Here is a 13,599-nt window from a genome sequence, read left to right on the forward strand (position 1 = left end):
TGATGATGAGGAGCAGTCCGGTGACGATCGACTGGACCTCGTTGGAGACGTCGTTGAGCATCAGCAGGTTGCGGAGCAGGCCGATCAGCAGCACCGCGGCGATGACGCCGCCGAGGGTGCCCTTGCCGCCCTCGAAGTCGACGCCGCCGAGCAGGACCGCCGCGATGACGGCCAGTTCCAGCCCGAGGCCGTTGTCGGCGCGGGCGCTGCCGTAGCGGAGCGTGTAGACGATGCCCGCGAACCCGGCGACCAGGCCGGAAACCACGAACAGGAGCAGCTTGACGCGCTTGACGCGGATGCCGGCGAAGTACGCGGCGTCCTCCTGCGCGCCGATCGCGAACAGCGACCGGCCGATGCCGGTGGCGTGCAGCACGACGCCGGTGACGACGGCGAGCAGGACGAAAAGCGCGATCGGGTACGGGACCGGGGTGCCGGGGACGGTCGAGGTCGCGAGATCGGTGTAGGTGAACGGGAACTGGGAGATGGCGCCGGTGCCGAGCGTCACGTACGCGAGGCCCCGGTAGAGCGTCATCGTGCCGATCGTGACGGCGAGGGACGGCAGTCCGAGCTTGGTGACGAGCAGCCCGTTGACGAGCCCGCAGACGACGCCGACGGCCAGGACGATCGGGATGATCGTCTCGATCGCCATGCCGCCGTCCCACATCCTGCCCGTCAGCGCGCTGCACAGGCCGAGGATGGAGGCGACCGACAGGTCGACCTGCCCGCACACGACCAGCAGCGTCATCGGCAGCGCGATCAGCGCGATCTCGCTGAGGTCGAGCAGCGCGAACGACAGGTTGCCGTTGCTCGCGAAGTCGGGCGAGAATCCGGCGCCGCCGAAGAACACCGCGACCAGCAGCACGGTGATGGCGGTCTCCCACCGCACCAGGTGTCCCAGCCGGCTCATGCCCGGTCCCTCCCTTCCTCCGCGCGGACATCGTGGGCGACGTCCGCGGGGACGTCGTGGTGGACGGTCGACTCCAGCGACCGCTGTTTCAGCGCCCGGGTGACGCGGAGCGCCAGCAGCCGGTCGACGCTGATGGCCAGCAGCAGGAGGACGCCGGTGATCGCCTCCTGCCAGAACGAGTTGACCTTGAGCACCACCAGGACGCTGCCGATGGTGGTGAGCAGCAGCGCGCCGAGCGCCGCCCCGTACACGGTGCCGACGCCGCCGGTGATCGCGACGCCGCCGACCACGACCGCGGCGACGACCGTCAGCTCCCAGCCGTGCGCGGCGTCCGCGACGACGGTGCCGAACCGGGCGAGCCACAGCACCCCGGCGAGGCCCGCGAGGGCGCCGCTGACCAGGTACGCGGTGAGGATGCGGCGGCGGATCGGCACGCCGGCGAGCATCGCGGCCTCCGGGCTGGACCCGATGGCGTAGAACTCGCGCCCGGAGGAGTAGGAGCGCAGGTAGTAGCCGACGGCCAGCATCACGACCACGGTGATGATCGGCAGGTAGGGGATGCCGAGGACGCCGTCGTTGCCGAGGCTGAGGACCGACGCGGGAAGCTCGGAGGCACTGATCTGGTCGCCCTGGGCGATGCGGTAGTCGAGCCCCTGGATCACGTACAGCGTGCCGAGTGTGACCACCAGGGACGGCACCCGGCAGAAGCTGACCAGCAGGCCGTTCACCAGCCCGCACGTCAGCCCGATGAGGACGCCGATCACCAGCACCAGGACGACGTTCCGGTCGCCGCCGGAGGCGAACTTCCCGGTGGTGAACGCGACGAGCCCGACGACGGACCCGACCGACAGGTCGATGTTGCGGGTGACGACGACCACGCTCTGCCCGACGGCGAGCAGCACCAGGATCGAGGCGTTGAGGAAGATGTCCGTCACGCCCTGCCCGGACAGGAAGCGCGGGTTCGCGATCGTGGTGCCGACGACGAGCACGACCAGCGCGCCGAGGATGCTCAGCTCGCGGGCGCGCAGTACGAGTTCGACCAGGCGGCGCCCGCCCCCGCCGGCGCCGCCCGATCCCGGCCGGGCGGGAGACTGGGTGAGTAGGGTCATCGGCTCAGGCCGCCCTTCCGGTCCCGGCGCGGCCGGTCGCGGCGGCCAGCACGCTCTCCTCGGTCGCCTCGGCGCGCGGGATCTCGGCGGTCAGCCGGCCCTCGTGCATGACGAGGACGCGGTCGGCCATGCCGAGCACCTCCGGCATGTCGGACGAGATCATCAGCACCGCGATGTCCCGTGCGGCCAGCTCCGACAGCAGCCGGTGCACCTCGGCCTTGGTGCCGACGTCGATGCCGCGGGTCGGCTCGTCCACGATCAGGACGTCCGGCTCGGTGGCCAGCCACTTGGCGAGCACGACCTTCTGCTGGTTGCCGCCCGACAGGACGCCGACGGCGTCGGTGAGCCGCGAGTACTTGAGCTGGAGCCGCAGCCCCCAGTCGGCGGCGCGGCTGCGCTCGACCTTCCGGGAGATGAGGCCGGCGCGGCCGGTCTCGCGGCGCAGCGCGCGCAGCTGGGTGAGGCCCATGTTGCGCTCGATGGACATGTCCATGACCAGGCCCTGCTGGCGGCGGTCCTCGGGGACGAGCGCGAGCCCCGCGGCCATCGCGGCGGTCGGGCTGCCGGGCGGCAGCGGCCGGCCGGCGACCTCGACGGACCCGGCGTCCCAGCGGTCCACGCCGAAGACCGCGCGGGCGACCTCGCTGCGGCCCGCGCCGACCAGCCCGGCCAGCGCGACGATCTCGCCGCGGCGGACCTCGAAGGAGACGTCGGTGAAGGCCCCCTCGCGGGTCAGCCGGGACACCTTCAGCGCGACCTCGCCCGGCGCCACGTCCTGCTTGGGGTACAGCGCGTCGAGGTCGCGGCCGACCATCCGGCGGACGAGGTCGTCCGGGGTCAGGTCCGCGGTGCGGTCGGTGGCGACGTAGGCGCCGTCGCGCAGCGTGGTGACCCGGTGGCACAGGCTGAAGATCTCCTCCAGCCGGTGCGAGATGAACAGGACGGCGCAGCCTGCCTCGGCGAGGGTGCGGGTCACCGCGAACAGCCGGTCGACCTCCTGGCCGGTGAGCGCGGCGGTGGGCTCGTCCATGATCAGGACCCGCGCGTCCCGGGAGATGGCCTTGGCGATCTCGACGACCTGCTGGTCGGCGATCGACAGGCCGCGGGCGGGCTGCTGCGGGTCCAGCGCGACGCCGAGCCGGCGGAACAGCTCCGCCGTCGCGGCGTGCATGGCGCGGCGGTCGATGCGGCCCAGCGTGCCGCGGGGCTGGCGGCCCATGAAGATGTTCTCGGCGACCGACAGGTCGGGGAACAGGGTGGGCTCCTGGTAGATGACGGCGACGCCGGCGGCCTGCGCGTCGGCGGGGCCGTGGAACGCCACCGGCTCGCCGTCCACCCGGACCTCGCCGGCGTCCGGGCGGTGCACGCCTGCGAACGTTTTTACGACGGTGGACTTGCCCGCGCCGTTCTCCCCGGCCAGCGCGTGCACCTCGCCCGCGTGCAGCTCCAGGGCGACGTCCTGCAGAGCGCGCACGGCGCCGAACGACTTGCTCACGTTGACCAGTGCCAATGTCGGCGGTGCCGACCGGCCGGGTGCACCCATCGCGACCCTCCTCGCGGGGCACGTCTGTGCCGTACGGATGAAAAACGTTTTAACCAGATGTTGCCGAGGACGCTAGAGACCGGCCGCGCGGCCGTCAAGGGGGCGGCGTCCGGAAAGTGCGGCCCGAACCCGCCAGAGCCCCGGTCACACAAGGGCTGCGCGATTTTCAAGATCGATCGCCGCCGTACCGCGCGACCGGAAACCGCACCCCCGGCGCACCGGCGGTGGGCTTGACACGTTTTAATTCGGTGACCAGAGTGAGCGGCACATCGAACGGACCGGGGGCACACGGAGTGAGCACAGAGGCGACCGGACGTCCCGAGCCGCTGAGCAGGACGGTCGGCATCAAGCAGGTCGCGGCGCACGCCGGCGTCTCGCCGGGCACCGTGTCCAACGTGCTCAACCGCCCCGAACGGGTCGCCGAGGCCACCCGGATCCGCGTCGAGCGCGCCATCCGCGATCTCGGGTTCGTCCGCAACGGCTCGGCGTCCACGCTGCGCGCCGGGCACAGCAGCACGATCGGGCTGATGGTCCTCGACCTCGGCAACCCGTTCTTCACCGACGTCGCCCGCGGCGTCGAGGACACCGCCAGCGAGCGCGGCTACGCGGTGATCCTCTCGTCGTCCGGCGAGTCGGACGAGCGGGAGCAGCGCAACCTGCGGGTGTTCGCCGAGCAGCGGGTCCGCGGCGTCCTGCTGACCCCGGTCGGCGACGACGGCGAGGCCGCCGCCCGGCTCCAGGACCGGGGCGTCCCGGTGGTGCTGCTCGACCACCCGACGCCCCGCACCAACCAGTGCTCGGTCGCCGTCGACGACGTCGCGGGCGGCGAGCTCGCGGTCGGCGAGCTGCTCGACGGCGGCGCCCGCACGCTGGCGTTCGTCACCGGCCCGAGCGTCCTGCGCCAGTGCGCCGACCGCCGCAGGGGCGCGCTGCGGGCGCTGCGCGCCGCCGGGCTCGGCCGCGAGGCGATGCGCGAGATCACGGTCGGCGCGATGAACGCCCGGTCCGGGCAGGAGGCGGCGCGGCGGCTGCTGGAGGCCGGCCCGCCGCTGCCCGACGCGATCTTCTGCGCGAACGACCTGCTCGCGCTCGGCGTGCTGCGGGTGCTGCTGCAGGCCGGGCTGAAGGTCCCGGCCGACATCGCGCTGATCGGGTACGACGACATCGAGTTCTCCGCGGCGGCCGCGGTCCCGCTGAGCTCGGTGCGGCAGCCCACCTACCAGCTCGGGCGGATCGCGACCGAGCTGCTGCTGGAGGAGTGCGACGACTCAGGCGGGCATGCCCACCAGCAGGTCATGTTCCAGCCCGAGCTCGTGGTGCGCGAGTCCAGCCGTCCCGCCGCGGGAGGGAGCCCATGAAGGTCGCACTGTTCCTCACCTGCGTGAACGACACCCTGTACCCGGAGACCGGCAAGGCGATGGTGCGGCTGCTGCGGCGGCTCGGCCACGACGTCGAGTTCCCGGCCGGGCAGACGTGCTGCGGGCAGATGCACCTCAACACCGGGTACCGGCGGCAGGCCCTCCCCCTCGTGAAGGGGTTCGCGGAGACGTTCGAGCGGTACGACGCCGTCGTGACCCCGTCCGCGTCGTGCGCCGCGATGGTCCGCGACTGGCACCCGAGGCTCGCGCCGCGGACGGCCGGGGTCGCGTCCCGCGTGCACGAGCTGTCGGAGTTCCTCGTGGACGTGCTGGGCGTCACCGACGTGGGCGCCTACTTCCCGCACCGCGTCACCTACCACCCGACGTGCCACTCGCTGCGGATGCTGCGCGTCGGCGACCGCCCGCTGCGGCTGCTGCGGGAGGTCCGCGGCATCGACCTGGCCGGCCTGCCCGACGCGGACGAGTGCTGCGGGTTCGGCGGGACGTTCGCGCTGAAGAACTCCGAGGTGTCGGCCGCGATGTGCGCGGACAAGGTCGCCGCCGTCCGGGCCACCGGGGCGCGGGCGCTCTGCGCCGCCGACAACTCGTGCCTGATGCACATCGGCGGCGCGCTCACCCGCACCCGCGCCGGGGTGCGGACGGTCCACCTCGCCGAGATCCTCGCCTCCACGGAGGAGGAGCCGTCATGAGCGAGGCGATGCCGACGTACATCGGGATGCCGTCCTTCCCCGAAGCGGCGCGCGGCGCGGTGGCCGACCCGCGGCTGCGCGGCAACCTCGCCCACGCGACCACCACGATCCGGGAGCGGCGCGCGGCCGCGGTCGCCGAACTGGACGACTGGCAGGCGCTGCGCGAGGCGGGCAAGCAGATCAAGGACCACGTCCTGGAGAACCTCGGGCACTACCTGCGCCTGCTGGAGGAGCGGGTCACCGAGGCGGGCGGGACGGTGCACTGGGCCCGCGACGCGGGAGAGGCCAACCGGATCGTCGCGGATCTGGTGAAGGCGACCGGCGAGACCGAGGTCGTCAAGGTCAAGTCGATGGCGACGCAGGAGATCGGCCTGAACGAGTTCCTGGCCGAGGAGGGCGTCACCGCCTACGAGACCGACCTCGCCGAGCTGATCGTGCAGCTCGGGGACGACCGCCCGTCGCACATCCTCGTCCCGGCCATCCACCGCAACCGGGCCGACATCCGCGACATCTTCCTGCGCGCGATGGACGACGCGCCCGAGGGGCTGACCGACTCCCCCGCCGAGCTGGCCGAGGCCGCCCGCCGGCACCTGCGCGCCAAGTTCCTGTCGGCGAAGGTCGCCGTGTCGGGCGTGAACTTCGCCGTCGCCGACACCGGGACGCTCGTCGTGCTGGAGTCGGAGGGCAACGGGCGGATGTGCCTGACGCTCCCCGAGACGCTGATCTCGGTGATGGGCGTGGAGAAGATCGTCCCGAGCTGGCGGGACCTGGAGGTGTTCCTCCAGCTGCTGCCCCGCTCGTCCACGGCCGAGCGGATGAACCCCTACACCTCCACCTGGACGGGCGTCTCCCCCGGCGACGGCCCGCGCGACTTCCACCTCGTCCTGCTGGACAACGGCCGCACCGCCACGCTGGCCGACGAGGTGGGCCGGCAGGCACTGCGCTGCATCCGCTGCTCGGCGTGCCTGAACGTGTGCCCGGTCTACCGCCGCGCGGGCGGCCACGCCTACGGGTCGCCGTACCCGGGGCCGATCGGCGCGATCCTGTCGCCGCAGATCCGCGGCATCGGGTCGGACGTGGACGCCTCGCTGCCCTACGCGTCGACGCTGTGCGGGGCGTGCTTCGACGCGTGCCCGGTCGCGATCGACATCCCGGAGGTGCTCGTCCACCTGCGGGCCCGCGCCGTCGAGCAGGGTCCCCGCCACCCGCTCGAACGGGTGGCGATGACGGCGGCCGGGTGGACGCTGCGCTCCCCCACCCGGCTCGCGCTCGCGCAGCGCGCGGCGTCCGCGAGCCGCCGCGCCGTGGCCCGCGGCGGCCGGATCCGGCGGCTGCCCGGGCCGCTGCGCGCGTGGACCGAGACGCGGGACGCGCCCGCGCCGCCGCCGGAGTCGTTCCGCGCCTGGTGGGCCCGCACGGACGGCGGCCGGAAGGAGGGCGGGCGGTGAACGCGCGCGAGGAGATCCTCCGCCGGATCGACGGGATCGTGCCCTCCCGGCCGGCCGCCGAGGTCGCCGCCGCCTACGACCGGATCGACCGGGGCTACCTGCGCCGCCACCATGAGGAGGGCGTTCTCGACCTGTTCGCCGAGCGGGTCGCCGACTACCGGGCGACGGTCCTGCGGGTGTCCGCCGCGGAGGTGGCCCCGGCGCTCGCGGAGCGGCTGGCCGCCCGCCCCGGCGCGTACGGCGTTCCCCCGGACCTGCCGCCGGAGTGGACGTCCGCGACGGATGCGCCGCTCGTCCGCGACTTCTCCGCCGCGTCCCTCGACGGGCTGGCGGGCGCGGTCACCGGCTGCGCCGCCGCGATCGCCGAGACCGGCACGATCGTCCTCGACCACGGCGCCGCGCAGGGGCCCCGCGCGCTGTCGCTCGTCCCCGACTACCACCTGATCGTCGTCCTGGCCGGCCAGGTCGCGCCGGACGTGCCCGAGGCGCTCGGCCGGCTCGACCCGCGCCGCCCGCTGACGTTCGTGTCCGGCCCGTCGGCGACGAGCGACATCGAGCTGTCCCGGGTGGAGGGCGTGCACGGACCCCGCACCTTGGAGGTACTGGTCGTCCATGAGTGAAGCGACCTTCGCGGCCGTCGATCTGGGGGCGTCCAGCGGGCGCGTCATGGCCGGGCGCGTCCGGCCCGGCTCGGTGGAGCTGACCGAGCTCCGCCGCTTCGCCAACCGCCCCGTCCGGGTCGGCGGCACCCTGCACTGGGACATCCTCGGGCTCTACGGCAACGTCCTCGACGGCCTGCGCGCCGCCCCGCCCGGCCTGGCCTCGGTGGGCGTCGACTCGTGGGCCGTCGACTACGGGCTGCTGGACGCCGACGGCCGCCTGATCGGCAACCCCGTCCACTACCGGGACTCGCGCACCGACGGCGTGATGGAGCGCGTCCGCGCCGAACTCGGCGACGACCTCCTCTACCGGACATCGGGCCTGCAGTTCCTCCCGTTCAACACCATCTACCAGCTCGCGGCGGACGACCTGTCCCGAGCGGCCACGCTCCTGCTGATCCCCGATCTCCTCGCCTACTGGCTCACGGGCGAGATCGGCGCCGAGCGGACCAACGCGTCCACGACCGGCCTGCTGGACGTCCGCGACGGCACCTGGTCGCGCGGCCTCCTGGCGAAGCTGGACCTCCCGGCCGGGCTCCTGCCGCCCCTCCGGAACCCGGGCGAGGCCATCGGCACCGTGCGCGCGGACGTGGCGGCCGAGACCGGCCACGCCGGCCTGCGGGTCACCGCCGTCGGCTCCCACGACACCGCCTCCGCCGTCGCCGCCGTCCCCGCCACCACCGGGCGGTTCGGCTACATCTCCTGCGGCACCTGGTCGCTCGTCGGCGTGGAGCTGGACGCCCCCGTCCTCACCGAGGCGAGCCGCGAGGCCAACTTCACCAACGAGGGCGGCATCGACGGAACCGTCCGCTACCTGCGCAACGTGATGGGCCTGTGGCTTCTGCAGGAGTGCCTGCGGGCCTGGGGCGGCCCCGACCTGCCCGCCCTGCTCGCCGAGGCCGCGCGGGTCCCGGGGCTGCGCCGCCTCGTCGACCCCGACGACCCGGAGTTCCTGCCGCCCGGCGACATGCCCGCGCGCATCGCCGCGCACTGCCGCCGCCGCGGCTTCCCCGAGCCGGCGACGCGCGCCGAGACCGTCCGCTGCGTCCTGGACAGCCTCGCCCTCGCGCACCGCGCCACGCTCCGGCAGGCGGCCCGCCTGTCCGGGCGGGAGATCGACGTGGTGCACCTGGTCGGCGGGGGCAGCCGGAACGACCTGCTGTGCCGGCTGACCGCCGACGCCTGCGGCCTGCCGGTCGTCGCCGGGCCGGTCGAGGCCACCGCGCTCGGCAACGTCCTGACCCAGGCCCGCGCGCACGGCGTGCTCGGCGGCCTGGCCGAGTCCCGCGCCCTCGTGGCCGCGACCCAGCCGCTGCGCCGCTGGGAGCCGTCCGGCGGCGAGTCCGCGTGGGCGGCCGCCGCGGCCCACCTCGGGCTGCAACCATGAGGACGGGAAGCGCGATGTCACGACGACGAGACGGTTTACCCTCCCGAGGTTGACACGGGGCGTCCCGCAACGGTTCATAGCAGTGGACGTTGATGGCCGTGAGAGGAAGCTCGCGGAGGAGGCCGGTCGGTGGTACGACGCGCTGGCTGCGGCGTTGCCCCACCTTATTGACGTTCCACCCGATAAGGTGAATCACGCCAATTCTCAGGAACCGCAACGTAACCATGATCACGGCGTATCGGCCGCCTGTCGCTGTTGGGGTGTGGACATGGAGGGTCGTGCGGCCCGCGATGCCGGGGACGCCCCCGGCAACACGCCGCTGGTCGGGCGGCGGGAGGCGCTGCAGGAGATCGGCCGCGTCCTCGACGCCGCCGAGCGGGGCTACGGCTTCCTGGCGCTGGTCGGCGAGCCCGGCGCGGGCAAGACGCGGCTGCTGAACGAGCTCGCGGACGCCGCGAACGCGCGCAAGCTGCCGTTCGTCGCGGGCCGCGCCGCCGAGTTCGAGCAGGAGATGCCGTTCGGCGCCGTGGTCGACGCACTCGACTACCGCCTGGAGGAGCAGGCCCCCGCCCTGCCTCCGAACGCGCTGCGGCTGCTCGGGACGGTCTTCCCCGCGCTGTCCGACCCCGCCGACCCGGCCCAGCTCGCCGGCGGGGCGGCCTCCCCCGACTCGCAGGTGGCCCGGTACCAGCTGCACCGCACCGTCCGCCACCTGCTGGAGGACCTCGCCGAGCCGGACGGGCTGGTGCTGATCCTGGACGACCTGCACTGGGCCGACGACGCGACGATCGAGCTGCTGGACCACCTGGTCCGCCATCCGCCGCGCGCCCGGGTGCTGGTGGCGGTCGCCTACCGGCCCGCGCAGGCGACGCCGCGGCTGGCGGCGCTGGTGGACGCGGCCGGTCCGCAGGGCGTGCGGATCACCGCCGATCCGCTCACCCAGAGCGAGGTGACCGAGTTCCTGGGGCCGGGCGTGAGCCGCTCGCGGTGCGAGTCGCTGTTCAAGGCCAGCGGCGGCAACCCGTTCTACCTGGAGGCCCTCTCCAAGATGGGCGACGGGACCGTCCCCGCCGGCCGGGGCGGCGCGGAGCCGCACGGCTGGGAGGACGGCGTCGCGAGCCTGACCGAGGTGCCGCCCGCGGTGCGGGCCGCCCTGCAGGTGGAGCTGAGCGCGCTGCCGCCCGAGGCGCTGCTCATGGCGCGGGGCGCGGCGGTGGCCGCGGACGTGTTCGAGCCCGCGCTCGCCGCGGTCGCCGCGGAGCTGGAGCTGGACGCCGCGCTGGCGGCGCTGGACGTGCTGACCGGCCATGACGTGGTGCGCCCCGCCGGCGGCGGCCGGTTCCGGTTCCGGCACCCGCTGGTGCGGCACGTCGCCTACGCCTCGACCGCGGCCGGCTGGCGGATCGCCGCGCACTCGCGGGTGGCGGTGCGGCTGGCCGAGCTGGGCGCGCCGGCGTCCGTCCGCGCCCACCACGTGGTGCGGTCGGCGCGGTTCGGCGACCGGGAGGCGATCGGGACGCTGGTGGAGGCCGCCCGGGTCGTCGCGCTCCAGGCGCCCGCCACCGCCGCGTACTGGCTGGAGGCGGCGCTGGAGCTGATGCCCGACACCGCCGAGGCGGGTGCTGGCGGCGCGCACCCCGACCGGATCGAGCTGCTGGTCGAGCTTGCGCACGTGCAGGCCGTCAGCGGGCACGCCGAGCAGGGCCGGGAGACCGCCCGCACGCTGCTGGGGCTGCTGCCCGCCGAGGACACCGTCCGGCGCGCGCGGACGGTGCACCTGTGCGCGGTGATGGAGCGCCAGCTCGGCCGGATCCACGAGGCGCGGGCGCTGGTGCTGGACGAGCTGCGCCGCATCACCGACCGGCAGACCCCCGAGGCGGTGCTGCTGCGGATCCGCCTGGTCGCCGACCGGATCCAGCGGATCGACACCCGCGGCTCGCACGCCGTCCTGGACAGCATCCCCGAGAGCGCCCCCGAGTGGGGCCCGGGGCTGCGCGCGGCCGTGGCGTCGATGCGGCCGATGGTTGCCTACGGGCGCGGCGAGGTCGAGGAGGCCATCCGCTACGCGCAGCGGGCCGACCAGCTGTTCTCCGCCGCGTCCGACAACGACTTCGCCGACTGCCTGGACTGCTTCGCCTGGCTGGTGTTCGCCGAGTCGTTTCTCGGCATGTACGACAGCGCGCTGCGGCACGCCGAGCGGCTGGTGTCGATCACCCGCACGACGGGCCAGACGTTCATCCTGGGCTACATGCTGGCCGGGCAGTCGCGGGTGCTGGCCCTGCAGGGCCGGATGGCGGAGGCCGCCGCGGTCGCCGACGAGGCCACCGCCGTCGGCCGCGACCTGCGCTCCCAGGAGGTCCTGGCCTACGGGCTGATCCAGCAGTGCCTGACCGCGTCCTGGACGGGCGACCACGACCGGGCGCTGCAGGCCGGGGACGAGGCGGTCGCCAACGACACCGGCTCGGGCGAGTGGTGGACGCACATGGCGCACGTCGCCCGCGCCCTGGCCATCATCGGCGCCGGGCGGCCCGACGAGGGCGCCGAGGCGCTGGTCGCCGCGTGCGGCGACGGCACCCAGGGCCTGGACTTCAGCACCCTGGTGATCTGCGCCGAAACGCTCGCGTCCGTGCGCGCGGCGCAGGGCGACCAGGCCGACGCCGCGCAATGGGCCGACATCGCCGAGGCGATCGCCAACCCGGCGCTGACCGGCGACGTGGGCCTGGCCCGGCTCACCCGCGCGCACGCCGTCCGCGCCGCCGACCCCGCGGGCGCGGCGGCGCTGGCCGCCGAGGCCGCCGACCTGCTGACCAAGGCCGGCCGCCGCCCCGAGGCCGGCCGCGCCGAACTGGCCGCGGGCCTCGCGCACGCCGCCGCCGGCGACCGCGCGGCGGCCCGCGAGCGGGTGCGCGCGGCGGCGGACACCTTCGAGGCGTGCGGGATGCGGGGGCTGCACGCGCAGGCCGTCCGCGAGCAGCGCCGCCTCGGCGTCCGCGTCCCGGCCCCCGGCCGGTCCGCCTCCGCCGCCGGGAGCGGCAAGGAGAAGCTGCCGTTCGGGCTGTCGCCGCGCGAGCACGAGATCGCCCTGCTCGTCGTGGAGGGCTGCAGCAACCAGCAGATCGCCGAGCGGCTGTTCCTCAGCGTCCGGACGGTCGAGACCCACCTGTCCCGGGTGTTCGCGAAGATCGGCGTCACGTCCCGGGTCGGGGTCGCGACCGCCATGAACCGCCCAGAGTGAACCGCACAGGCTGATCTCGACTCTTAGTTCACGTCGGTCCCGTAGGTACGGCGGGTCCGATCACGCACGTAAGTACGGGTTCTCCACGATGCCGCGCCGATGTGCGTGTTTGGCAAGGTTATGGCGTCAGATGCGGAGGGGATCGAGATGGACGAGCAGCGGATCGCGCGCTTCACCCGCGCGGGCGTCGCCGACGCCGAGGTGTCCGACCATCCGTTCGTCACCGCCGACGGGCTCACCCTGAACCTGACCCGCTTCCGCCGCGCCGCCTCCGGCGACGTGGTCCTGCTGGTGCACGGCCTGACGACGTCCAGCGACATGTACATCATGCCGGAGCACGCCAACCTGGTGAACTTCCTGCACGACGCCGGGTTCGGCGACGTGTGGACGCTGGACTTCCGGATGAGCGGCCGGTTCCCCTACAACAGCGAGACCCACCGCCACGACCTCGACGACATCGCGCTGTACGACCACCCGGCGGCGCTGGACGAGCTGCGCCGCCACATCGGGGACAGGCGGGTGCACGTCATCGCGCACTGCCTCGGCTCGGTGTCGTTCTCGATGGCGCTGTTCGCCGGGACCGTCACCGGCATCACCAGCCTGACCTGCAACAGCGTGTCGCTGACGCCGCGGACCCCGGCCTGGTCGAAGCTCAAGCTGCGGTACGGGCCGGTGCTGATGGAGTACGTCCTCGGACCGTGCCAGATCGACCCGCGCTTCGGCGACGCCCCCGTGCTGACCCGCGGCTGGATGCTCGCCAAGGCCGTCGCGCCGTTCCACCGCTCGTGCGACGAGCCCGCGTGCCACATGCTCAGCTTCATGTGGGGCGGCGGGAAGCCGATCTTCTCGCACGACAAGATGTCGCCGGTCACGCACGGCCGCCTCCCCGACCTGTTCGGGGCCTGCAACGTCCACTACTACCGGCACGTCCACGCCATGGTGAAGGCCGGCCGGGCCGTGAAGTACGACCGGCGCGACCCCGCCCACGCGGACCTGCCCGCCGACTACCTGGCGGGCGCCGAGGCGGTCGCCACGCCGATCCTGTTCCTCACCGGAGACCGCAACCACGTGTTCACCGACTCCAACATCGTCTGCCACCGGCTGCTCGAATCGGCCGCGCCCGGCCTGCACGAACTGGCGGTCCTGCCCGGCTACGGCCACCAGGACCCGTTCATGGCCGCGAACGCCGACACCGAGGTGTTCCCGCAGGTCCTCGACTTCCTGAAGCGGAAGGCGGGCTGAC

10 protein-coding genes are annotated in these 13,599 nt (G+C 73.9%); 7 read left to right on the plus strand and 3 right to left on the minus strand.

The window, feature by feature from the left end; genetic code table 11:
* From IEZ03_RS00170 to IEZ03_RS00180, 3 genes are all read right to left on the minus strand, one after another.
* On the minus strand, positions 1-907 hold a 907-nt coding region (locus tag IEZ03_RS00170; protein ID WP_189241132.1), incomplete at its 3' end, for an ABC transporter permease.
* On the minus strand, positions 904-2,016 hold the full coding sequence (locus IEZ03_RS00175) for an ABC transporter permease (protein ID WP_184883200.1): 1,113 nt from the start codon (positions 2,014-2,016) through the stop codon (positions 904-906). The genes IEZ03_RS00175 and IEZ03_RS00170, both read right to left, overlap by 4 nt.
* A 4-nt stretch (positions 2,017-2,020) precedes the next feature.
* Positions 2,021-3,559, minus strand: coding sequence for a sugar ABC transporter ATP-binding protein (locus IEZ03_RS00180; RefSeq protein ID WP_184883198.1), 1,539 nt, complete (start codon positions 3,557-3,559; stop codon positions 2,021-2,023).
* 293 nt (positions 3,560-3,852) lie between these two features.
* Between IEZ03_RS00180 and IEZ03_RS00185 the strand changes: the two genes are divergently transcribed.
* The 7 genes from IEZ03_RS00185 (at position 3,853) to IEZ03_RS00215 (ending at position 13,598) form a co-directional block, all read left to right on the plus strand.
* Positions 3,853-4,917 (plus strand): LacI family DNA-binding transcriptional regulator, encoded by a 1,065-nt coding sequence (locus IEZ03_RS00185; protein WP_229807869.1) that lies wholly within the window; start codon positions 3,853-3,855, stop codon positions 4,915-4,917.
* On the plus strand, positions 4,914-5,627 hold the full coding sequence (locus tag IEZ03_RS00190; protein ID WP_184883196.1) for a (Fe-S)-binding protein: 714 nt from the start codon (positions 4,914-4,916) through the stop codon (positions 5,625-5,627). The genes IEZ03_RS00185 and IEZ03_RS00190 overlap by 4 nt, the downstream gene beginning before the upstream one ends.
* Positions 5,624-7,075: a LutB/LldF family L-lactate oxidation iron-sulfur protein gene (locus tag IEZ03_RS00195; protein ID WP_229807870.1), complete on the plus strand. Its 1,452-nt coding sequence runs from the start codon at positions 5,624-5,626 to the stop codon at positions 7,073-7,075. The genes IEZ03_RS00190 and IEZ03_RS00195 overlap by 4 nt, the downstream gene beginning before the upstream one ends.
* The gene (locus IEZ03_RS00200) at positions 7,072-7,695 is read left to right on the plus strand and encodes a LutC/YkgG family protein (RefSeq protein WP_184883193.1); all 624 of its coding nucleotides are present in this window, start codon (positions 7,072-7,074) and stop codon (positions 7,693-7,695) included. The genes IEZ03_RS00195 and IEZ03_RS00200 overlap by 4 nt, the downstream gene beginning before the upstream one ends.
* Positions 7,688-9,121: a rhamnulokinase gene (locus IEZ03_RS00205; protein ID WP_184883191.1), complete on the plus strand. Its 1,434-nt coding sequence runs from the start codon at positions 7,688-7,690 to the stop codon at positions 9,119-9,121. The genes IEZ03_RS00200 and IEZ03_RS00205 overlap by 8 nt, the downstream gene beginning before the upstream one ends.
* A gap of 268 nt (positions 9,122-9,389) precedes the next feature.
* Positions 9,390-12,356 carry an ATP-binding protein gene (locus IEZ03_RS00210; RefSeq protein ID WP_184883189.1) on the plus strand — a complete coding sequence of 989 codons (2,967 nt, stop codon included), beginning with the start codon at positions 9,390-9,392 and terminating at the stop codon, positions 12,354-12,356.
* A 147-nt stretch (positions 12,357-12,503) separates the two neighbouring features.
* On the plus strand, positions 12,504-13,598 hold the full coding sequence (locus IEZ03_RS00215; protein WP_184883188.1) for an alpha/beta hydrolase: 1,095 nt from the start codon (positions 12,504-12,506) through the stop codon (positions 13,596-13,598).
* Position 13,599 lies beyond the last annotated feature (1 nt).

The sequence above is a fragment of the Actinomadura livida genome, from assembly GCF_014648675.1.
Taxonomy (GTDB): Bacteria; Actinomycetota; Actinomycetes; order Streptosporangiales; family Streptosporangiaceae; genus Spirillospora; species Spirillospora livida.